Origin of the sequence: Streptomyces sp. MNU89 (assembly GCF_020982505.1) — a bacterium.
GTDB classification, from domain to species: domain Bacteria; phylum Actinomycetota; class Actinomycetes; order Streptomycetales; family Streptomycetaceae; genus Streptomyces; species Streptomyces xinghaiensis.
On record NZ_JAJKLL010000001.1, the window covers coordinates 5,906,902 to 5,929,000 of the forward strand.

Annotated in this window: 15 protein-coding genes and 2 pseudogenes; 8 read left to right on the forward strand and 9 right to left on the reverse strand. The window is 72.9% G+C overall.

The genetic code is table 11. The annotated features are described in order from the left end of the window. Window positions 1–28: 28 nt before the first annotated feature. On the forward strand, window positions 29–700 hold the full coding sequence (locus E4N63_RS25220; protein WP_230242648.1) for an antibiotic biosynthesis monooxygenase: 672 nt from the start codon (window positions 29–31) through the stop codon (window positions 698–700). Between the two features lie 110 nt (window positions 701–810). On the opposite strand, the pseudogene E4N63_RS25225 reads toward E4N63_RS25220, so the two are convergent. Both E4N63_RS25225 and E4N63_RS25230 read right to left on the reverse strand, forming a co-directional pair. Beyond that, a pseudogene (locus tag E4N63_RS25225) lies at window positions 811–1,725 on the reverse strand (GlxA family transcriptional regulator); the annotation flags it as partial. Window positions 1,726–1,732: 7 nt separating this feature from the next. Further along, a complete protein-coding gene (locus E4N63_RS25230; protein ID WP_230241758.1) occupies window positions 1,733–2,431 on the reverse strand; it encodes a cysteine hydrolase family protein in 699 nt (232 codons plus the stop codon). 160 nt (window positions 2,432–2,591) lie between these two features. Between E4N63_RS25230 and E4N63_RS25235 the strand changes: the two genes are divergently transcribed. Together E4N63_RS25235 and E4N63_RS25240 are read left to right on the forward strand one after the other, a co-directional pair. Continuing rightward, entirely contained in the window at window positions 2,592–3,263 is a 672-nt protein-coding gene (locus E4N63_RS25235) for a uridine kinase (RefSeq protein ID WP_230241759.1), read from the forward strand. Window positions 3,264–3,414: 151 nt separating this feature from the next. Next, window positions 3,415–5,352: a cellulase family glycosylhydrolase gene (locus E4N63_RS25240; protein WP_374112890.1), complete on the forward strand. Its 1,938-nt coding sequence runs from the start codon at window positions 3,415–3,417 to the stop codon at window positions 5,350–5,352. A 234-nt stretch (window positions 5,353–5,586) separates the two neighbouring features. Here the strand turns inward: E4N63_RS25240 and E4N63_RS25245 are convergent, their stop codons facing one another. The 5 genes from E4N63_RS25245 to E4N63_RS25265 form a co-directional block, all read right to left on the reverse strand. Then, complete coding sequence (locus E4N63_RS25245) at window positions 5,587–6,186, reverse strand: DinB family protein (RefSeq protein WP_230241761.1); 600 nt, start codon at window positions 6,184–6,186, stop codon at window positions 5,587–5,589. A gap of 198 nt (window positions 6,187–6,384) precedes the next feature. Next, on the reverse strand, window positions 6,385–7,656 hold the full coding sequence (locus E4N63_RS25250; protein WP_125623858.1) for an aromatic acid exporter family protein: 1,272 nt from the start codon (window positions 7,654–7,656) through the stop codon (window positions 6,385–6,387). Window positions 7,657–7,764: 108 nt separating this feature from the next. Continuing rightward, complete coding sequence (locus tag E4N63_RS25255) at window positions 7,765–9,045, reverse strand: MFS transporter (RefSeq protein ID WP_228429734.1); 1,281 nt, start codon at window positions 9,043–9,045, stop codon at window positions 7,765–7,767. A 77-nt stretch (window positions 9,046–9,122) separates the two neighbouring features. Continuing rightward, on the reverse strand, window positions 9,123–9,665 hold the full coding sequence (locus E4N63_RS25260; RefSeq protein ID WP_125623857.1) for a methylated-DNA--[protein]-cysteine S-methyltransferase: 543 nt from the start codon (window positions 9,663–9,665) through the stop codon (window positions 9,123–9,125). Between the two features lie 248 nt (window positions 9,666–9,913). Next, entirely contained in the window at window positions 9,914–10,825 is a 912-nt protein-coding gene (locus E4N63_RS25265) for a glycerophosphodiester phosphodiesterase (RefSeq protein ID WP_374112833.1), read from the reverse strand. Between the two features lie 351 nt (window positions 10,826–11,176). Between E4N63_RS25265 and uvrB the strand changes: the two genes are divergently transcribed. From uvrB to E4N63_RS25285, 4 genes and pseudogenes are all read left to right on the forward strand, one after another. Then, window positions 11,177–13,303, forward strand: a complete 2,127-nt coding sequence (gene uvrB, locus E4N63_RS25270; RefSeq protein WP_230241762.1) for an excinuclease ABC subunit UvrB — start codon at window positions 11,177–11,179, stop codon at window positions 13,301–13,303. A gap of 220 nt (window positions 13,304–13,523) precedes the next feature. Next, window positions 13,524–14,102 (forward strand): TerD family protein, encoded by a 579-nt coding sequence (locus E4N63_RS25275; RefSeq protein WP_019709556.1) that lies wholly within the window; start codon window positions 13,524–13,526, stop codon window positions 14,100–14,102. Between the two features lie 177 nt (window positions 14,103–14,279). After that, window positions 14,280–16,217, forward strand: a pseudogene (locus tag E4N63_RS25280) (TerD family protein). A 184-nt stretch (window positions 16,218–16,401) separates the two neighbouring features. Further along, window positions 16,402–17,439 carry a TerC family protein gene (locus tag E4N63_RS25285; protein ID WP_185831183.1) on the forward strand — a complete coding sequence of 346 codons (1,038 nt, stop codon included), beginning with the start codon at window positions 16,402–16,404 and terminating at the stop codon, window positions 17,437–17,439. A 42-nt stretch (window positions 17,440–17,481) separates the two neighbouring features. Here E4N63_RS25285 and E4N63_RS25290 read toward each other — a convergent pair whose 3' ends face one another. Together E4N63_RS25290 and E4N63_RS25295 are read right to left on the reverse strand one after the other, a co-directional pair. Next, complete coding sequence (locus tag E4N63_RS25290) at window positions 17,482–18,138, reverse strand: MBL fold metallo-hydrolase (protein WP_125623641.1); 657 nt, start codon at window positions 18,136–18,138, stop codon at window positions 17,482–17,484. Window positions 18,139–18,142: 4 nt separating this feature from the next. Beyond that, window positions 18,143–18,871 (reverse strand): maleylpyruvate isomerase family mycothiol-dependent enzyme, encoded by a 729-nt coding sequence (locus tag E4N63_RS25295; RefSeq protein ID WP_230241763.1) that lies wholly within the window; start codon window positions 18,869–18,871, stop codon window positions 18,143–18,145. 239 nt (window positions 18,872–19,110) lie between these two features. On the opposite strand from E4N63_RS25295, the gene uvrA reads away from it, so the two are divergent. Beyond that, window positions 19,111–22,035, forward strand: coding sequence for an excinuclease ABC subunit UvrA (uvrA, locus tag E4N63_RS25300; RefSeq protein WP_228429733.1), 2,925 nt, complete (start codon window positions 19,111–19,113; stop codon window positions 22,033–22,035). The last annotated feature ends 64 nt before the right edge of the window (window positions 22,036–22,099 follow it).

Below are 22,099 nucleotides of genomic sequence, written 5' to 3' on the forward strand. Positions count from 1 at the left end.
CACCCCGCTCCGTCCCCACCGGCCCGACATCACCCGCCCAGACGCCGGCGCCCGCTTCTTCAGCACCTGGCGGGTCGGCACCCCGCAGCGGCAGCGGGCCGTCGTGGCGGCCGTCGCCGCCACCTGGGCGGAGCGCCCCTGGCCCACCCGCGACCTGCTCGCCTACCACGTCTACACGGGCACCGACGGCGACACCCTGCTGCACCACTCGCAGTGGACCGACAAGGCCGCCTACCACGCCTTCGTCCGCACCCACCGGCAGGAGCGGAACGACGAGATCGACGCCGCCGTCCCCGGAATCGAACGGGTCGGCATCGCGGCGTACGAGCTGTACCGCAGCCGTTCGCTGCGCGATCCGGGCGCCGTGCCCGGCTGTGTCGTTATCGTGGACGTGGAGTTCGACGGCCCGGACCGCGCCCGGCAACGCGCCTGGGTCGACGCGGTGTTCCAGGCCCTGGACGGGGAACCGCAGTCCCGTCCGGGCGGCATCTCCGCGAACTTCCTCCTGAGCACGGACGGCACGCGGGTGCTCAACTACGCGGAGTGGACGAGCGAAGAGGCGCACGCCGACGCCCTCGCCGCGCCGGGTGACGGCGTGGGCTCCGTCACCGAGGGGTGGCGGCGGGTGCAGAGTTTTCCGGGGCTGCTGCGCAGTGACGTCAAGCGCTACCGCTGGGCGTGGAGCGGCCTCCGGCCGTGAGGCGGGTGCTCCGGGCCGGCCGCGGAAGCCGTCGGAGCGGAAGGAGCTGCCGGGGCGGGCGACGCCGCAGTCGCAGCCGCCGGAACCTTCGGGACCGCCGCACTTCCGCCCGGGGCCGCCTCCCTGCCGCGGAGCCGGCGCAGCATCCGGGCGTCCTGGAAGCCGGCGGCCCGGGCGGCGGCCTCCACGGTCGCGCCCCGGCCGATCAGGTGCTCGGCGCGTTCGACGCGCAGCCGTTGCTGGTAGCGGAGCGGCGTCAGTCCGGTCGCCGCTCCGAAGCGGCGGGTGAGGGTGCGTTCGCTGACGCCCGCGGCCGCGGCCAGCTCCGCCAGGGGCAGCGGCTCGGTGAACCGGGCGTCGATCACGTCCTGGGCCCGGTGGACCACGTCGCTGAGGTGGGCCCGGTACCGGAGCATGGCGCTGCTCTGCCGCTCGTCGCCGTTGCGGCGGGTGTGGACGACCATCGAGCGCGCCACCCGGGCGGCGGCGGCCGGCCCGTGCCGCACGGCCACCAGGTGGAGCGCCAAGTCGATGCCGCTGGCGATCCCGGCGGAGGTCACCACCCGCTCGTCGACGACGTAGAGCACGTCGCGCTCGACGGTGGCGCGCGGATGGCGCCGGGCCAGCTCGTCCTGGAGTTCGTGGTGCGTGGTGCAGCGGCGTCCGTCGAGCAGGCCCGCGCGCCCCAGCGCGTACGCCCCGGAGCACACGCTGGCCACGGTGCCGCCCGCCGCGTGGTGCGCGGCGAGGCGGCCGAGGACCGGGGCGCTGAGGAATCCGGCGCCGCGGGCGGCCAGGGACGTACGCCACCCCGGCACGAGGACGAGATCGTCCGCGCTCAGCTCCGGCCACGCGGTGGCGGCGTGCAGCGGCAGCCCCTGGGCCGTGGGGACGTCCTCCCGCTCGGCCACGTAGGCGAGCCGGTAGCCGTGGCCGAGGTCGGCGGCTGTGGAGAACACCTGTGCGGGACCGGCGAGGTCCAGCAGATGCAGCCCCGGCACGAGCAGGAAGACGACACGGGTCACGATCCGGTCAGCTCCCGCTCATTGCCCCGGCCGCTGCGGCGGCCGGTTCCGCGCCGGTCCCCGCCGTCAGTTCGGCCACGGTGCGCAGGGTCGCGAAGCGGCCGGCCAGCGCGTACTCGGTGCGGGTCATGATCTCGGCCGTCGTCAGGGTGCGGGGATCGGCCAGGATCTCCGCGAGGGGGCGGCCGGGCGGCGCGTCACGGTGCTCGACCGGGGTGGTCGCGGTCGCGTCGATCGCGAAGGTCACCTCGTAGCCGAGGTCGGCGGCGAGCCGTGCCGTCGTCTCGCAGCACTGTTCGGTCCGGATGCCGCAGACCGTGAGGGCGCGGACACCGCGCGTGGTGAGGAGCCGCTGCAGCGGGGTGGTGGTGAAGGCGTTGTGCGCGGTCTTGGTCAGCACGGGCTCCCCGGCCCCGGGTTCCAGACCCGGCATGAGCCGTACGTGGCCGAGTTCCGGATCGAACACCGTGCCGGTGCCGGGCTCGCTGTGCAGGACCCAGACGACGTACTCGCCGCGCTCGCGGGCCGCGGCGACCAGCCGGGCGACCCGGCCGGCGACCTCGGGGTCGGACGCGGCCCGCCAGTCCGGCCGCTGCCGGAAGGATTCCTGGACGTCGATGACGAGCAGCGCGCTCGGTGCGGCGGAAGCGGACGCGAGGGCGGCGGCGGACGTGGTGTGCGAGGTGTTCCCGGTGGTGTGGTCCATACCCCGACCCTGCTCCTCCGACGGCGCCCGCGACAGACACCATCATGCCCGCCGGCGGACCGATCCGGTCAGCCGGCCGGGTCGCGGTCGTCATCCCGGCACACGTCCGTCCGGCTCGGCCCGTCCGGGCACGGCGGAAGGGGCGGGGAGGATGGGCCGTATGCGGATGGAAGCGATCACCTGGGAACGGCTGACGGACGCACTCGCGGAGCGCGTCGCTGCGGCGGAGACCGGCCGGGACGGCAGCCCGTGGCAGCGGATCGCGATCGACGGCGCCCCCGCGGCGTCCCCCGGGGAGCCGGCGGCGCGGCTCGCCGGAGCCCTGCGCCTCCGCGGCCGCCCGGTGTGCGGTGTCTCCACCGAGGGTTTCCTGCGGCCGGCCTCGCTGCGGTACGAGTCCGGGCGCGAGGACCCCGACGCGTACTACGAGGGCCGGCTCGACACCGGCGCCCTCCGGCGGGAGGTCTTCGGGCCGCTGGACCCCGGCGGCAGCGGGCGGGTGCTGCCCGATCTGTGGGATCCGGAGACCGACCGGGCCACCCGCAGCCCGTACACCGAACTCCCGCCCGGCGGGGTGCTGGTGCTGCACGGCCCGCTGCTGCTGGGGCACTGGTTCCCGTTCGACCTGACCGTCCATCTGCGGTTGTCGCCCGGCGCGCTGGAGCGGCGCACCCCCGTCGGGGAGCGGTGGACGCTGCCCGCCTTCGTGCGGTACGCGGACGAGGTGCGTCCGGAGGAGGCCGCGGATGTGGTCGTACGGGTGGACGATCCGCGCCGGCCGGCCTGGAACGGCGCCGAGGGGCGGGCGGCGTGGCCCGGAGACGAGCCATAACCATCGGTAACCCGCTTTGCTGTAAGCAGTCTTGACAGCGCGTCAGCAAGCCCTGATCGTGGCGGCCATGGTGGTCAGCGGTGTGCGGACACGGCGTGGTGGCGGAGGACGGCGGCGGGCCGGGGCGGTCGGAATCGTCCTCGGCGCCCTGATGACGGCCGGGCTGTACGGCCCGGACACGGCCGCGAGAGCCGCCGGGACGGAGAGCGCCGCCGCCGGGACCGCGGCCGGTGACGGCGGACTCTGGTTCGACGGCCGCGCCGCCGCCGAGGTCACGCCGGACGGCACCCGGTTCACCGACGGGCACGGCCGGGAGGTCGTCCTGCGCGGCTTCAACGTCTCCGGCGAGACCAAGCTGCACGAAAACCGCGGCCTGCCCTTCGCGAACACCGCCGACGCCCGCGCCTCCGCCGAGGCGCTGCGGGATCTCACCGGCGGCAACACCGTGCGCTTCCTGCTCTCCTGGGCGTACGCCGAACCCGAGCCGGGCCGGGTCGACGAGGCGTACCTGGCCGCCGTCACCGCACAGATGGGCGCCTTCCTCGACGCGGGCCTGCGCGTCTACCCCGACTTCCACCAGGACCTCTACTCCCGGTACCTCTTCCACGAGGACAGCTGGTACACCGGCGACGGAGCGCCCCGGTGGGCCGTCGAAGCCGGCGGCTACCCACGGGAGTTCTGCGGCATCTGCGTCCACTGGGGGCAGAACATCACCCAGAACCGGGCCGTCATGGACGCGAGCCGCGACTTCTGGCACAACCGGGTCCTGGAGACGGAGGCCGGGCCCCTCGGCGTGCAGGACGCGTTCCTGGCCACCGCCGGGAAGACCATGGCGCACCTCAAGGAGCACCTCACCGAGGACCAGTTCGCGGGGATCGCCGGCTTCGACCCGTACAACGAGCCCTACGCCGGCACCTATGAGGACGGCGAGAACAGCCGGTCCTGGGAGCGGGACACCCTGGCGCCGTTCTACGAGCGCTTCCGCGCCCGCATGGACGCCGCGGGCTGGCAGGACAAGCCGGCCTTCCTCGAACCGAACATGTTCTGGAACTCCAACATCGGCTTCCAGCACGAGGAGGGCGGCTTCCTGGACGCCGGGCGGCTCGGCCCCCGCTCCGTCTTCAACACGCACTTCTACGACCAGCGGGCCATCTCCGGCATCCTCATGCCGGGCAAGGCGCGGGACGGCCAGAACCTCGGCGACTTCGAAAAGGTGCGCGAACGCTCGGCGGCGACCGGCGTACCCGCGGTCGTCAGTGAGTTCGGGCACCCGCTCAACGGGCTCACGGCGGACAAGGCGCCCACCGTCCTCAAGGCGATGTACCAGGCGCTCGACTCCCGCCTCCCCGGCCGGGACTGGTGGCGGCGGGCCGCCGAGTCCGGTCCCGTGCTCTCCGCCCAGCAGTGGCAGTGGGACATCTACAGCGGCCGCCATCGCGAACCGATGAACGGCAACCCCGACAAGGTGCTCACCGAGGGCGACGCCTGGAACGACGAGGACCTCTCCGCCGTCGAACGGGACGCGTCCGGCGAGCTGGTACTCCGCCAGGACGAACGCCTGCTCGACCGGCTCTACCCGACCGCCGTCTCGGGCCGCACCCTTGCCTTCGTCTACGAGGACCGCTCCCGCGACGGGGACCGCACCCTGACCTGGAACCGGATCCCGGACGACCTGCCGCACGTCGCCGAACTGACCGGCTCCGGCCGCTACGGGATGCTGGTGTGGCGCTCGGACGCTCCGGACGGCGGTGCGGAGGAGGCCCCCACCGAGCTGCACCTGCCCCGGGGCTTCGACCCGGAGCGCACCGTCGTCGTCTCCGACCTCGGAACGGCCGCCGGGCCGCCCCCGTACGCCGCCGACGGCCGCACGGCCCGCCACCCGGTCGCCACCGCCCCCGAGGCGGGCGGTACGGACGCCCGGCGGCTGCTGCTCTCACCGCCGGCGGCCGGGGAGGAGGACGGCGAGCCGGGCGGACGGCTGCACTTCGCGCTGATCGCCGAGGGCACCGCCCCGGCGCCGCCGGAGCTGCGGGAGGAGGCCCGGCGGGAGCTCGCGGGCTGGGCTGCCCGCGCCGGTTTCGGCGGGTGACCGGGACGGCGGGTTGTGCCGCCCCGTCGGACTGACGGCGGGGTCCGGGTCCGCGGCGGCGTTCACCTCGCCGGGTGCGAGTGGGGCCCGGCAGCGCCGCTGAGTCCCGGGGCCGCTGAGTCCCGGGCTGCGGGGGCCCGGGGCCGGGTGACTGGTGGGCCCTTTCCGGCCCGGGGCCGGAGCGCCCGCGGCGGCTCCGCCGGAGCGAGCCCTCCGCCGGAGCCGCGAGGCCTCTTACGCGGCCGAGCCCGGCGGGACCATCCGGGCCGTCGTGCTCGCCCCGTCCAGCGCCTCGCGGATCATGTCGGCATGGCCCGCGTGCTGCGCCGTCTCGCGGACGACGTGGAGCAGGATGCGACGGGCCGACCAGTGCACCGTCTCCGGCGGTCCCCACGGGCTGTGCGGCAGCGGCACGGTGACGTCCAGTCCGGGCAGGTCGGCCACGGTCTCCTCGGTGACCCGTGCCGCGGCCTCGTAGTCGGCCACCAGAGCGGCGAGGGTGTCCTCCTCCCGCATCCGGTACTGGTCCATGTCGAACATGCCCTCCGGAGCCCTGCCCTCGCCGTCGGCCAGAATCCGGATCCAGGCGCGTTCCCCCTGGGTGACGTGGCGGAGCAGCCCGCCGAGGGTCAGTTCGCTGACGGTGGTCCGCCGGGCGGCCTGCTCGTCGTCCAGACCGCGGACGGTGATCAGCAGATTGGCCCGCTGCTCGGCCATGCTGCGCAGGAACTCCCCGCGCTCACCGGGCAGGTCGCGCGGTGGGACGGCGCCGGGAGCGGGAGCCGCGGAGGGGGTGCCGGATGTCCCGGAGGACGCGGGGGCATGAGCGTTCACGGGGTGAGTCCCTTCGTACGGTCGGGGGCGGGCGGGGGCAGGGCCGGAGCCCGGGTCCGGTTTCCCGTGGGCCGGGGCCCGTGTGCCGCCGGTGCCCCGACCGTAGAAGGACTTGCGGTCGGATCCCGTCCGCAAGGTGCCGCGTCCCCGGCCGGGGACTGGCGCCGTCCCCGGCCGCGTTCCCCCGGCATCTCAGGCTCAGGCCGCGTCCACGTCCTGCTTCGTCAGTGCCTGCCAATGGCTCTGCCCGCGGCCGCGGCGGCGGCGGTACCGGCGGACGCGGCGCTTGGCCTGGTCCAGCCTCGGGTGGCGGGCGCGCTGTTCGCGCGAGTAGCGGTCGAGTTCCTCGGCGAGCCGGGTCGAGCGCTTCTCGACGTCCAGCTCGTCCAGGAACCGGTCGACCTCGGCCAGCAGCGCCCCGTGCAGCTGCCACTGCCGCGGGTGCTCCTGCACCTTCTCCAGCAGCAGGCGGGCCACGTGTTCCCGGCTCATCCGGGCCGCGGAGAGCTCGGTGAGCAGGAAGGTCTCCGCGTCCTCCGCGTTGGCGCTCACCTGATCGGTGATCAGCACGGAGAAGCTCTGCACCGCGCCGGCCATGTTGATGAACAGTTCGCGCAGCGCGGCGGAGACATCCGGGGGGAACAATGCCTCCTCCGTCCGCGCCCGGGCCAGATCCGCCAGGCTCCGGGTGGTCACCCGCAGTATCACCGCGCAGATCTCCAGGGTGTCCAGACCGGTCCGCAGCACGATCCGGGAGAGCAGGCCCTCCTTCACCCGGGGATTGAACCGCAAGCTCTCCTCGGCCCGGGTGAGGGCCTCGTCCACCTCCGAGATGTCGTGGTCGAGCCGGCGTGCCTCCTCGACCCGTGCGGCGGCCTCCTCCACCGGGGTGTGGCCGCCGAGTTCCTCGCCGAGCTCCAGCAGCAGCGCCGACATCCGCTTGGCCAGGTCCTCGATGGACTCGCCCGCGTCCTCCACCCAGACCGGCGGTACGAAGACGATGTTGAAGAGGAGCCCCACCCCGGCGCCGACCAGGGTCTCCAGGACCCGCGTCAGCGCCAGATCGGTGGCATGGGTGACGCCGAGGACGAGCATGGCGGAGATGGCCACCTCGGGGACGAACTCCCCGACCCGGACCAGATGCCCGGTGACCAGCGCGGAGATGATCAGCAGGCCGAGACTCCACCAGGTGAGCCCCACCAGGGCACTGAACCCGACGGCGATGAGGACCCCGGCCACCACGGCGTTCACCCGTCGGACACCGCTGGTGAGGGTCGCGTAGAGGGTGACCTGGACGACGAGCAGCGCGGTCAGCGGGGCGAGCAGCGGGGGCGGCTTCGAGCCGAGCAGCCATACGGCGGCCGCGTAGGCGATGGTCGCGCCTGTCGCGGAGCGGACCGTCTGGACGACGACCGGCTCCCTGCGGCGCTTGGCGAGCTCCGCCACGGGCTCCGGGACGACATCGTGCATTGTGTCCGCATTCCCGATCCGCCAGGCCGGATACACCCGCCGGCCGCCTGCCACCCGGGTGGGCGACCGTCCGCGGAGGGTCACCCCGGTCCGGTGGGGCGGGTCGCCTCAGGCGGTTCCGGCGCGGCCGGGGCGGCGCCGGCCGAGAACGGCGAGGATCACCACCGGGAACAGCAGCAGGGCGCCCAGGGCGTTCAGCCAGCCGTAGCCGGCCTGAGCGACGACCAGGCCGGCCAGCGCGCCGCCGAGGCCCGCCGCCGCGTTCATCGTCAGGTCCGACAGGCCCTGCACGGCGGCGCGCGCGGCCTGCGGCACGGAGTCGGTCAGCAGCGCCGAGCCGGCCACGAGCCCCGCCGACCAGCCGAGGCCGAGCAGGAACAGCCCCGCCGCCGTGCGGCCGTGCCCGCCTCCGGCCGTGCCCGCGAGGAGAGCCGCCGCGCCCAGCAGGGCCACGGCGAGACCGATGACCGGCAGCCGGCCGACGCGGTCGCAGAGCCAGCCCATCAGCGGCGAGAAGGCGTACATGCCGGCGATGTGACCGCTGATCACCAGGCCGATCAACTCGATACCGGCACCGTGGTGCGCCAGGTCGACGGGGGTCATCACCATGATCGCGACCATGACCGTGTGCGAGGTGCTGACCGTGACCAGCGCCAGCCGGGCCGGCGCCGAGGCGGCCACGGCGGCCAGCCCGGCGCGCAGCGAGCGCCCCCGCTCCGGGTGCTCCTCCCGTGGCGCGAGCGCCCGGGCGGTGAGCAGCGGGTCCGGGCGCAGCAGCACGGCCACCAGCACGGCGCAGACGACGAAGACGGCCGCCGCCCACAGGAACGGGCCGGCGGCCTCGGGTATCCCGAGCCCCGCCACGCTGCGGCCCGCCGGCGCGGCGATGTTGGGGCCGAGGACGGCGCCGACGGTGGTGGCCCAGACGACCGTGGAGATCGCCCGGGCCCGCTGCTCGGCGGGCGCGAGGTCGGCGGCCGCGAACCGGGCCTGGAGGTTGGCCGAGGAGCCCGCGCCGAAGGCGGCCATGCCCACCAGGAGCAGCGGGAAGGAGCGGAGGGCGGCGGCGAGGACGACGAGGCCGCCGCCCGTGGCGCCGATGGCGTAGGCCAGGGTCAGCCCCGGGCGCCGGCCGCGGGCGCTCATCAGCGCGGCCAGCGGCATGGAGAGCAGGGCGGTGCCGGCCACCGCGGCGGTCTGCGCCAGCCCGGACAGCGCCTCGGAGCCGCCGATCTCCTCGGCCAGCACGGAGGCCAGGGCGATGCCGATGGCGACACCGAGTCCGCCGAGGATCTGGCTCGCGATGAGGACCGTGGTGGTGCGGCGGCGCAGCGCGGCCAGGTCGAGCGGTGCTTCCCGGTGCACGGCCGGGTCCCGGGTGGAGGTCACGGGCCGAGTCTGCCAGCAGGCACCGACAGGGGTGAACGGGTGTTCACCCACGGCGGAGGGCCGCCGCCCGCGCCGTATCAGAACAGCGGCTGCGGAAGGACTCCCTCCAGTTCCAGCAGCGCCCGCTTGGCCGGCAGTCCGCCGCCGAAGCCGCCGATGCCGCCGTTCTGTTCGACCACGCGATGGCAGGGCACGACCACCGGCAGGGGGTTGGATCCCATGGCCGCGCCGACGGCACGGGCGGCGCCCGGCTCGCCCACCCGGTCGGCGAGGTCCTGGTAGGAGACGACGGTGCCGTACGGCACGCCGGCGGCCAGCTCGCGGAGCACGCGCAGGTTGAATCCGGAGGAGAGCGACCAGTCCAGTTCGAGCTCGAAGGCCGTCCGGCTGCCGGCGAAGTAGGCCCGGAGCTGCCGGACGGCGTCCGCGAGCGGGGGCGGCCCGGTCTCCCCGTCCTCCTCGGCCGGCTCACCGCCGAAGCGTGCCGCCAGCCGGTCCACGGCGCGCCGGAGGACGGCCCCGTCGGCGTGGAAGACGACGTGGGCCAGCCCTCGGCCCGTGGCGGCGAGCAGCAGCGGGCCGATGGGGGTGCCGGTCACGGTCCAGGTCACTGCGGTCATCCCGGCAGGGTAGGGCCGGGCACCGACAGCCGCCGGGCGGGCACCCCTCTTCCCGGCGGAGCCCGGCCGGGGAGACGGCCGGGCTCCGGGCGCCCGACGGGGATCCGGTCCACGGGATCCGGTCCACGGGATCCGGTCCACGGGATCCGGTCCACGGGATCCGGTCCACGGGATCCGGTCCACGGGATCCGGTCCACGGGATCCGGTCCACGGGATCCGGTCCGGCGGGAATCCGGCCGGGCGGGCGGTCAGCCGGCGGAGGGCAGCAGCGCCTCCGGCGCGGTGCTCTCCTCGCCGACCGCGTCCCGGACCACGTCCGGATAGTTGGTGATGATGCCGTCCACGCCGAGGCCGGCGAGCCGGGTGGCGGTCGGGCCGTCGTTGACCGTCCAGGTCAGCACTTGCATCCGCTTGCCGTGCGGGCCCTTGAGCCGGTGGACCGCGTCCACGTAGTCGGCCGTCACGGTGCGGAAGCTGGGGTTGATCTGGTCGGTGAACTCGGCGTAGGAGGGCAGGTCGGCCACCGCCGGTGTGCCGAGGAAGCCGGTCCGTACGTCGGGGCGCCGCTCGTGCACGGTCCGGATGCTGTCGGCGGCGAAGCTCTGGACGATCAGCTTGTGCCGGACGTGGTACGGGCTCAGCCAGCCGGTGCGGCGCAGCTCGCCGAGGATCTGCCGCTCGATGCCCGGGTACAGCTCCGGTGCCTTGATCTCCAGCAGCAGTTTCTGCCGGTTCCAGGAGAGCCGGTGCAGGAACTGCCGGAGGGTGGGGACCCGCTCACCCGCGTACTCCTCGGAGAACCAGCTGCCCGCGTCGAGCTGCCGGATCTCCTGGAGCGTGAAGTCCGAGACCTTCCAGGGCGACCGGTCGGGGAAGACCTCCTCGACGTCCGTCGTGCGGGCGAGGGTGGTGTCGTGGATGACGACCAGCGCGCCGTCCTTGGTGCGCTGGACGTCGTTCTCCACCCACACGGTGCCGAGCTCGTCCGCCTTGTCCGCGGCGGCGAGGGTGTTCTCGGGGGCGTAGCCGGAGGCGCCGCGGTGGGCGAAGACCTCCGGGCCGCCCGAAGGGCCGGCGGCCAGGGCCGCCGGTGCGGAGAGGAAGAGTGCGGAGAACCCCAGCACCGCGCCGGTGACGGCTGCGACAGGGCGTGTGAGCACGTGGACTCCTCGCGTCGTCTGTTCACGGACCCGCTGAGGTTCCCAGCCGTCCGCCAACGGGAAACAGGCGCAGGATGGCCAGAAAGTGAACGAGCGACTCCGCTGGGTAGTGTTTCGCACCATGTGACGATATGTAGCGGAACAGCGGACCGCCGGGGTTCGCGGGACGCGTCACTCCGGGCGCGTCCCGTCACAGGCACCCCGTCAGCCTGTGGTTTCGCCGCGGTGCGCGGCTCCGGCAGCCCGCCGGGCCGACTTGATCCGATCGGGGGACGGGGCCGGGACCGGAGCCGCTCCCGGGCGCACGGTCTTCCGGCGCCGGTTGTCGGTGCCGGGTCGTACGGTGGTGGCATGCGGCCCGTATCCCACATCGAACGCACGGTGGCGCCCTTCGAGGTCGTCAGCCCCTACCAGCCCAGCGGCGACCAGCCCGCGGCCATCGCGGACCTGGAGCGGCGCATCCGCGCCGGCGAGAAGGACGTCGTGCTGCTCGGTGCGACCGGCACCGGCAAGTCGGCCACCACCGCATGGATGATCGAACGGCTCCAGCGGCCGACGCTGGTGATGGCGCCCAACAAGACCCTGGCCGCCCAGCTCGCCAACGAGTTCCGCGAACTCCTGCCGAACAACGCCGTCGAGTACTTCGTCTCGTACTACGACTACTACCAGCCCGAGGCGTACGTACCGCAGTCGGACACCTACATCGAGAAGGACTCCTCGGTCAACGAGGAGGTCGAGCGCCTGCGCCACTCCGCCACGAACTCGCTGCTCACCCGGCGCGACGTGGTCGTGGTCGCCTCCGTCTCCTGCATCTACGGCCTGGGCACCCCGCAGGAGTACGTCGACCGCATGGTGCCGCTGAAGGTCGGCGAGGAGTACGACCGGGACGGACTGCTGCGCCGGTTCGTCGACATCCAGTACACGCGCAACGACATGGCCTTCACCCGCGGCACCTTCCGGGTGCGCGGCGACACCATCGAGATCTTCCCGGTCTACGAGGAGCTGGCCGTCCGGATCGAGATGTTCGGCGACGAGATCGAGGCGCTCTCCACACTGCACCCGCTCACCGGCGAGGTCATCAGTGAGGACGAACACCTGTACGTCTTCCCCGCCAGCCACTACGTCGCCGGACCGGAGCGCATGGAGCGCGCGATCGGGGCCATCGAGCGGGAGCTGACCGAGACCCTCGCGGTGATGGAGAAGCAGGGCAAGCTGCTGGAGGCCCAGCGGCTGCGGATGCGCACCACCTACGACATCGAGATGATGCGCCAGATCGGCTCCTGCTCCGGCATCGAGAACTACTCCCTGCACGTCGACGGCCGTGAGCCCGGCTCCCCTCCGCACACCCTCCTCGACTACTTCCCGGAGGACTTCCTTCTCGTCGTCGACGAGTCGCATGTCACCGTCCCCCAGATCGGCGCGATGTACGAGGGGGACGCCTCCCGCAAGCGGACCCTCGTCGAACACGGCTTCCGGCTGCCGTCCGCCATGGACAACCGCCCGCTGAAATGGGAGGAGTTCACCGAGCGCATCGGCCAGACGGTCTACCTCTCCGCCACCCCCGGCGCGTACGAGCTGTCCCGGGGCGACGGCGTCGTCGAGCAGATCATCCGGCCGACCGGGCTCGTCGACCCGGAGGTCGTCGTCAAGCCCACCGAGGGCCAGATCGACGACCTGGTGCACGAGATCCGCCTCCGCACCGAGAAGGACGAGCGCGTCCTCGTCACCACCCTCACCAAGAAGATGGCCGAGGACCTCACCGACTACTTCCTGGAGCTCGGCATCCAGGTCCGCTATCTCCACTCGGACGTGGACACCCTCCGCCGCGTCGAGCTGCTGCGCGAACTGCGCGCCGGCGAGTACGACGTCCTCGTCGGCATCAACCTCCTCCGCGAGGGCCTGGACCTGCCCGAGGTCTCGCTGGTCGCCATCCTCGACGCCGACAAGGAGGGCTTCCTCCGCTCCGGCACCTCGCTCATCCAGACGATCGGCCGGGCCGCGCGGAACGTCTCCGGCCAGGTCCACATGTACGCCGACAAGATCACGCCGGCGATGGAGCGGGCCATCGACGAGACCAACCGGCGCCGGGAGAAGCAGATCGCGTACAACACGGAGCGCGGCCTCGACCCGCAGCCCCTGCGGAAGAAGATCAACGACATCGTGGCCACCATCGCCCGCGAGGACATCGACACCCAGGAGCTGCTCGGCACCGGCTACCGCAGCCCCAAGGACGCCAAGGAGGCCAAGGCCCCCGTGCCCGCCCTCGGCGGCAAGGCGGCGGCCAAGTCCGGGCACCGGAAGCCCCTCGCGCCCACCGACCGGCCGGCGGCCGAACTGGCCGAGCTCATCGAGGAGATGACGGACCGGATGCGCGCTGCCGCGGCGGACCTCCAGTTCGAGGTCGCGGCACGGCTCCGTGACGAGGTGGGCGAACTCAAGAAGGAGCTGCGGCAGATGCGGGAGGCCGGCCTCGCCTGAGGCCGGAGCCCCGCCGGACACGGGCTCTCCCCGGGAGGCCTCCGGGCCTTCCGGGGCCCCGGCGTACCCCCCTGTCACTCCCGGCATCCCGGGCGGCGCCGCTGTGTTGCAAGAACGACACAAACCGCGGCCGTGCGGCCGCGCTGTCAGCGGTACTGCGTAGGGTTTCTCTCCAGCCGCGCACTCAGGCGGTTTTTCGGGTTTCGAGAGGGGACAGCGCGTGAGCGTCAACTTGTCCAAGGGACAGGGCATCAGCCTGCAGAAGTCCGACGGGGGGACTCTGACCGCGGTGCGGATGGGGCTGGGCTGGCAGGCTGCCCCGCGCCGTGGACTGTTCGGCAAGCGTACGAAGGAGATCGACCTCGACGCCTCCGCCGTGCTGTTCGCCGACAAGCAGCCGGTGGACGTGGTGTTCTTCCGCCACCTGGTCAGCGACGACGGCTCCGTCCGGCACACCGGTGACAACCTCGTCGGCGGCGCCGGCCAGGGCGGCGACGACGAGGCCATCCTGGTCGACCTCCAGCGCGTCCCGGTCCACATCGACCAGATCGTCTTCACGGTCAACTCCTTCACCGGCCAGACCTTCGCCGAGGTGGAGAACGCCTTCTGCCGCATCGTCGACGAGACCAACGGCCAGGAGATGGCCCGCTACACCCTCACCGGCGGCGGCCAGTACACGGCGCAGATCATGGCCAAGGTGCACCGCTCGGGCAGCGGCTGGACGATGACGGCCATCGGCACCCCCGCCAACGGCCGTACCTTCCAGGACCTGATGCCGACGATCACCCCGCACCTCTAGGCAGCATCCGCCGGCCCGCCCCGGGGTGGGCCCGCTCTCCCGCTCCGCGGCCCGCGGAGGCGGTGCCACCGCCACGGGCCGCGGAGCGGACGCGTCCCGCCGGACCGGCGCCGGGACGCGGAGCCGGGTCCGGCGGGAGGCACCACACGACGAGCGACTCACCGAGGGGAACGCACGATGACGGCCGAGCTGGTACGCGGGCAGAACCACCCGCTGACGCGGACCCGCCTGGAGATCCGGATATCCGCCGGTGACCCCGTCATCGCCGGAGCCACGCTGGGCGACGAGGACGGCCGCGTCGCCGGCCCGGAGCGCGTCGCCCACCCGGCCGCCCCCACCTCCCCGGTCTGGAGGTCCCCAGCAGGCCGCGGCGGACCACCGGCTGGCCGTGGACCTCGAAGCGCTGCCCGAGGGCGTGCACCGGGTCACCGTGTTGCTCGCGCTGCCCACCGGCCCCGGCGGCCCGTCCCGGTTCGGCACGGTCGCCGCGCCGTTCGTCGCCGTCACGGGGCTCGACGGCACCGCGCTCGTCAGCTTCACCATCACCGGCCTCGATGCCGAGTCGGCGGTCACCGCGCTGGAGCTCTACCGCCGCCGGGGAGTCTGGAAGGTCCGCGCCGTCGGCCAGGGCTACGCGGACGGCCTGGCCGCGATGCTGCGCGACCAGGGGCTGCCGCAGGCCGCCGAACTGGCCGCCACCGTCCAGGAGGCCGTGACCCGCGGCATGGCCCGGACCATAGCGCCGCCGCCCCGGACCCCCGGTGACGGCACCCGCGTCCGCACGGCCGCCGGCCTGCCACCGGGGAGCCCGGGCCCGCACCGCAGCCACCGCCCCAGCCCCCGGCCGCTCCGGTCCCGCCGGAGGCCCGGCCTCCGCAGCAGGCGCAGAGCGGCTCCCCGGTCGACTACCGCCACCCCGGACGGGCCCGCACCGCGCCGCCGCCCCGCCGCCGCAGGCCCGCCGCCGAGCCCGGCCGGCCACCGCAGCCCGTCGCGGGCGACGCCGCCGGCTGGACCATGGACGAACGCCTCTACAACCAGGTCTGGGGCATGTTCGAGGATCTGGCCCGCAGCGTCGCCGCGTACCGCAGCGCGGTGGACTTCGCCGACTCCCGCCAGGAGCAGGAGCTTCAGCGGGTGCTCTCCGACCCCCGCTCCCGCATCGGCGGCGCGGGGGACGAGGCCCGGGCGGCGGCCGGCGCCAAGCACACCGCCCTCGTGGACCGGGCCCGCGCCGTCCTCGACCGCGATCTCGCCCAGCTGATCGCCGAGTCGGAGGTGATCGAACCGGCCCTGCCGCCCGCCTTCGCGGGCTGGGCGAGCCCGGTCTGGCACGGCTACCGGGTGCCGATGGAGATCCCGATGGCCATGCGCCTGGGCGACCTCCACCTCCCGGAGCGGCCGGAGCTGCGCATCCCGATGCTGGTGCGGCTGCCGCTGGAGCGCGGTCTCTGGATCGACAGCGGGCGGTCCCGCTCCGGCCCGGACCACGACCTCGGCTCCGACGGGCTGCGCCGGGCGGCCGTGGACGCGGCGGTGGCCCACGCGGCACGGCTGCTCGCCGTCCACCCCGCGGGGGAGTTCACCGTCCACGTCCTCGACCCGGCCGGATCGGCCACCGCCTCCCTCGCCCCGCTGCTGGAGTCCGGTGTGCTCCGGGAGCCCCCGGCCGCCGGAGCCGCGGGGGTGACGGCCGTCCTGTCCCGGCTGACCCAGCGCGTGGACCTGGTGCAGATGGCCGTCCGTGGCGGCGCCTCCGACGCGCTGCCTCCGGACCTCGACACCGGGGAGCAGCTCCTCCTCGTCAACGACTTCCCGCACGGCTTCGACGACCGTGCCGTGACGCAGTTGCGCTACCTCGCCGACGAGGGGCCCTCGGTCGGCGTGCATCTCATGATGGTCGCGGATCGCCGGGACGCCCGGGAGTACGGGCCGGTGCTCGACCCGCTGTGGCGTTCGCTGCTGCGGATCACGCCGGTGCCGGACGACCACCTGGCCGACCCCTGGGTGGGCCACGCCTGGACGTACGAACCGGCGCTCGCCCCGGCGGGCAGCCGGGTGCTGGTCCAGGTGCTCCGTCAGGTCGCGGAGGCCCGGCGCGCCTACGGCCGCTGAGCTGCCCCCCACCGGCCTCCCAGGAGCCAACCAACCCCTCTGAACTGCTGTCTTTTGCCTTTATTTGCCTTCCCTGTACTCTTCCTTGGCATACCGGGGCGTCCGTTCCGTGCGCCCTGTCTGACGCCCGCGCGGAAGCACGGGCGTCCCCGGCGAACCCGCCCGACGCAGCCAGAGGAGTGCCGTGGACGTATCCCTGACCGCCTGGACACTGACCGTTGTGGGACTCTGCGTCCTGATCGCCGCCGACTTCTTCATCGGCGGCCGCAAGCCGCACGACGTCTCCGTCAGGGAGGCCGGTGTCTGGACGGCGGTCTGGATCGTGCTCGCCGTCCTCTTCGGCGCCGGGCTGTACCTCGCCGGCGGCGGAGCTCCGGCCGGGGAGTTCTTCGCGGGCTATATCACCGAGAAGTCGCTCAGCGTCGACAACCTCTTCGTCTTCGTCCTGATCATGGCGAAGTTCGCGGTGCCGACCCGGTACCAGCAGCGGGTGCTCATGATCGGCGTGCTCATCGCCCTCGTCATGCGGGCCGTCTTCATCGCCGCCGGCGCCGCGCTCATCGCCAACTTCTCCTGGATCTTCTACGTCTTCGGCGCGTTCCTGATCTACACCGCCTGGAAGCTGATCCACGACGCCCGCAAGGAGGAGCACGACGAGGAGTACGAGGAGAGCCGTCTGCTCAAGGCGATCGAGGCGCGCGTCCCCTCCACCGGCGCCTGGCGCGGCACCAGGATGTTCGTCCGCGAGAACGGCAAGCGGCTGATGACGCCGATGTTCGTCGTGGTCCTCGCGCTCGGCACCACGGACCTGCTCTTCGCGCTCGACTCGATCCCCGCGATCTTCGGTCTCACCGATGACCCGTACATCGTCTTCACCGCCAACGCATTCGCCCTGATGGGGCTGCGCCAGCTGTACTTCCTCATCGGCGGGCTGCTGAAGAAGCTGGTCCACCTCTCCTACGGGCTGTCGGTCATCCTCGGCTTCATCGGTGTGAAGCTCGTCCTGCACGCGCTGCACGAGTCCGGGGTCCACGTCCCCGAGATCAGCACCCCCGTCTCGCTGGGCGTGATCTGCGGTGTCCTCGTCGTCACCACGGTCACCAGCCTCTACGCCTCCTCGCGGGAGGCGCGGCGGGAGATACCCGAGGGGACGGCTCCGGTGAAGGGCACGGAGAAGGCGTCGGACGCGGAGACCCCGGCGAAGGACCGCGCGGACGGCTGACCGCAGGGCGCGGCCGCCGGCCGGCTCCCGGGCACCGGCCGGTCACCAGCCGCGGGCGCGCCACTCCGGCAGGTGCGGGCGCTCGGCGCCCAGCGTGGTGTCCCGCCCGTGGCCGGGGTAGACCCACGTCTCGTCCGGCAGCTCACCGAAGAGCTTCGACTCCACATCGGAGATGAGGCTCGCGAAGGCCTCCGGGTCCTGGTGGGTGTTGCCCACGCCGCCGGGGAAGAGGCAGTCGCCGGTGAAGACGTGCGGGTGCCCGTGCGGGTCGTCGTAGACCAGGGCGATGCTGCCGGGGGTGTGCCCGGTGAGATGGCGGGCGGTGAGGCCGATCCGGCCGAAGTGGATGGTGTCCCCGTCGTCCACCAGCACGTCCGTGGAGACCGGGATGCCCGCGGCGTCGTACCGGCCGGCGTGGGTCCGGGCCCCGGTCGCCGCCACGACCTCGGCCAGGGCCTGCCAGTGGTCGCCGTGCTGGTGGGTGGTGACCACCCCGGTGAGACCGCCGTCACCGATCAGCCGGAGGAGGGTGTGCGGCTCGTCCGCGGCGTCGATCAGCAACTGGGCGTCGGTGGCCCGGCAGCGGAGCAGATAGGCGTTGTTCTCCAGGGGCCCCACGGCCACTTTGGAGATCATCAGGTCTGTCAGTTCGTGCACATCGGCCGGTCCGCCGACCTTCACCGCTCCGCTGTACGTCATGGGATCAGCCTAGTGGGGGCAGGGAGGGGAGAGGGGAGCCGCCCGCGTCGAGTCCCGTACCGGCCTCGCGGCCGGTCAGCCAGCCCAGCAGGGCGGCGGGGGAGCCGGAGACCCGCAGGGGGTCCCCGCCGGGCCGGCCGGTGCGCCACTCGCGCCCGCCGTGCGCACCGGAGGCGGCGACGATCAGGGCCGGTACGTCCTCCCGGCCCGCGAAACGCTCACCGGCGACCTGCGCCAGCAGCCCGTCGGTGAAGAAGCCCGGCAGATCGGCGATCTCGCGGCCGATGCCCAGATCGACGTGGTGCAGCTCCACCTCGGCGAGCCGCCGGAAGGGCATCTCCGCGGCGAGACCGGTCGCCCCGCCCCGGAGTTCCACGGTGCGGGACCAGTCACCGGAATGAAGTGCGGCCGCCGCGTCGTTGAATGCGGAAGAGCTTCTCTCCAGATCGTCGAGCTGGACGGCGAGCGGACGGCCGGCGCCGTCCTCGATCGCGGCGTCCCGCGCCCGCTCGTCCGGGTACATGGGAATGTGCTCGCCGGTGCGGGCCGAGACGAGCACGTTGACGAGCGCGTCGGCGTTGCGCGCCAGATGGGTCAGCACGTGACCGCGGGTCCAGCCGGGCAGCCGGGACGGTTCGGCGACGGCCGCGTCGTCCAGCCCGCGGATCGCGGTGAGCAGCCGTTCCGTGGCCTCGCGGACCGCCGTGAGGTCGCGCGCGAGATCGGTTGTCATACCCCGACGCTATCGTCACGAGACGGGGGCGTGGTCGGTATCGAGCCGCCGTGGGAAGCGGCGGGAGAGGTGACGGACGAGAGGACGGAAGAGGCGGCCATCCGACAGTAATCGAAAATGCGTGCGATAGGCTCGGGCTGGGCCCGAAGCCGTGTCCCATCGCCGGGACACCGCCGTGGCACGCCTCATACCCTGGGTCCGGGGCTCCGCACCGCACCCCCGTCGCTTTCTCAAGAAAGGTGCCGACCGGCGTGGCCGACCGTCTCATCGTTCGTGGCGCTCGCGAGCACAACCTCAAGAACGTCTCCCTCGACCTGCCCCGCGACGCCCTCGTGGTCTTCACCGGCCTGTCGGGTTCGGGCAAGTCCTCCCTCGCGTTCGACACGATCTTCGCGGAGGGCCAGCGCCGCTACGTCGAGTCGCTCTCCTCCTACGCACGGCAGTTCCTCGGGCAGATGGACAAGCCCGACGTCGACTTCATCGAGGGTCTCTCCCCGGCCGTCTCCATCGACCAGAAGTCGACCTCGCGCAACCCGCGCTCCACAGTCGGCACCATCACCGAGGTCTACGACTACCTCCGGCTCCTCTTCGCCCGGATCGGCAAGCCGCACTGCCCCCAGTGCGGCCGCCCCATCGCCCGGCAGTCGCCGCAGGCGATCGTCGACAAGGTGCTGGAACTGCCCGAGGGCAGCCGCTTCCAGGTGCTCTCCCCGCTGGTCCGGGAGCGCAAGGGCGAGTTCGCCGACCTCTTCTCCGACCTGCAGACCAAGGGCTACAGCCGCGCCCGGGTGGACGGCACCACCGTCCAGCTCAGCGATCCGCCGAAGCTCAAGAAGCAGGAGAAGCACACCATCGAGGTGGTCGTCGACCGCCTCACCGTCAAGGCCGGCGCCAAGCGGCGGCTGACGGACTCGGTCGAGACCGCCCTCGGGCTCTCCGGCGGCATGGTCGTCCTCGACTTCGTCGACCTCCCCGAGGACGACCCCGAGCGCGAGCGGATGTACTCGGAGCACCTGTACTGCCCCCACGACGATCTCTCCTTCGAGGAGCTGGAGCCCCGCTCCTTCTCCTTCAACTCGCCCTTCGGCGCCTGCCCCGAGTGCACCGGCATCGGCACCCGCATGGAGGTCGACCCGGAACTGGTCGTCCCGGACGAGGAGAAGTCCCTCGACGAGGGCGCCCTGCACCCCTGGTCGCACGGGCACAGCAAGGAGTACTTCGGCCGGCTGATCGACGCCCTCGCCGACGCCCTCGGCTTCCGTACCGACATCCCCTGGGCGGGGCTGCCCCAGCGCGCCAAGAAGGCCCTGCTGTACGGCCACCGCACGCAGATCGAGGTGCGCTACCGCAACCGCTACGGCCGCGAGCGGGCGTACACCACCGCCTTCGAGGGGGCGGTGCCGTTCGTCCGCCGCCGGCACAGCGAGGCGGAGACCGACAGCAGCCGTGAGCGCTTCGAGGGCTATATGCGCGAGGTGCCCTGCCCGGCCTGCGAGGGCACCCGGCTCAAGCCGGTCGTCCTCGCGGTCACGGTCCAGGGGCGCTCCATCGCCGAGGTCGCCGCGATGTCCATCAGCGACTGCGCGGACTTCCTCCGGGAGATGAAGCTCAGCGACCGCGAGAAGACGATCGCCGAGCGGGTGCTCAAGGAGGTCAACGAGCGGCTGCGCTTCCTCGTGGACGTCGGCCTCGACTACCTCTCCCTCAACCGCGCCGCGGGCACCCTCTCCGGAGGCGAGGCCCAGCGCATCCGGCTCGCCACCCAGATCGGCTCCGGTCTGGTCGGCGTGCTCTACGTCCTCGACGAGCCGTCCATCGGACTCCACCAGCGCGACAACCACCGGCTGATCGAGACCCTGGTCCGGCTGCGCGACCTCGGCAACACCCTCATCGTCGTCGAGCACGACGAGGACACCATCAAGACCGCGGACTGGGTGGTGGACATCGGCCCCGGCGCCGGCGAGCACGGCGGCCATGTGGTGCACAGCGGGCCGCTGGCGGAGCTGCTGGCCAACGCGGAGTCGGCGACCGGCCAGTACCTGTCCGGCAAGAAGTCCATCCCGCTGCCCGCGAGCCGGCGCCCGGTGGACCCGGCCCGGCAGCTGACCGTGCACGGCGCGCGGGAGAACAACCTCCAGGACATCGACGTCTCCTTCCCGCTCGGTGTGTTCACCGCCGTCACGGGCGTCTCCGGCTCCGGCAAGTCCACCCTGGTCAACGACATCCTCTACACGCACCTGGCGCGCGAGCTCAACGGCGCCAAGTCCGTGCCCGGCCGGCACACCCGGGTCGAGGGCGACGACCTCGTCGACAAGGTCGTCCACGTCGACCAGTCGCCCATCGGCCGCACCCCGCGGTCCAACCCGGCCACCTACACCGGTGTCTTCGACAACATCCGCAAGCTCTTCGCGGAGACGATGGAGGCCAAGGTCCGCGGCTACCAGCCGGGCCGCTTCTCCTTCAACGTCAAGGGCGGACGCTGCGAGAACTGCTCCGGCGACGGCACGATCAAGATCGAGATGAACTTCCTCCCGGACGTGTACGTCCCGTGCGAGGTCTGCCACGGCGCGCGCTACAACCGGGAGACGCTGGAGGTGCACTACAAGGGCAAGTCCATCTCCGAGGTCCTGGACATGCCGATCGAGGAGGCACTCGACTTCTTCGAGGCGGTGCCGAGGATCTCCCGCCATCTGCGCACGCTCCACGAGGTGGGGCTCGGCTACGTCCGCCTCGGGCAGCCCGCGCCGACCCTCTCCGGCGGTGAAGCCCAGCGCGTGAAGCTTGCCAGCGAGCTGCAGAAGCGCTCCACCGGCCGCACGGTCTACGTGCTGGACGAGCCCACCACCGGGCTGCACTTCGAGGACATCAGCAAGCTGATCACGGTGCTCTCCGGGCTGGTGGAGAAGGGCAACACGGTGATCGTCATCGAACACAATCTCGATGTGATCAAGACCGCGGACTGGGTCGTCGACATGGGCCCGGAGGGCGGGAACGGCGGCGGTCTGGTGGTGGCCGAGGGCACACCCGAGCAGGTCGCCGCGGTGCCCGCGAGCCACACCGGCAAGTTCCTCCGCGACATCCTGGACACGGTGAGCGACGCCCCGGTCCCGGCCGCGAAGAAGCGCTCCGGGGCACGCAAGCGGGTCGCGGCGGCCGCGAAGTGACGGCGGCGGCCGTGCGGTAGGGGCGGCCGTCCAGCCGGGTTGACGACGGGCGCCCCGGCCCCGG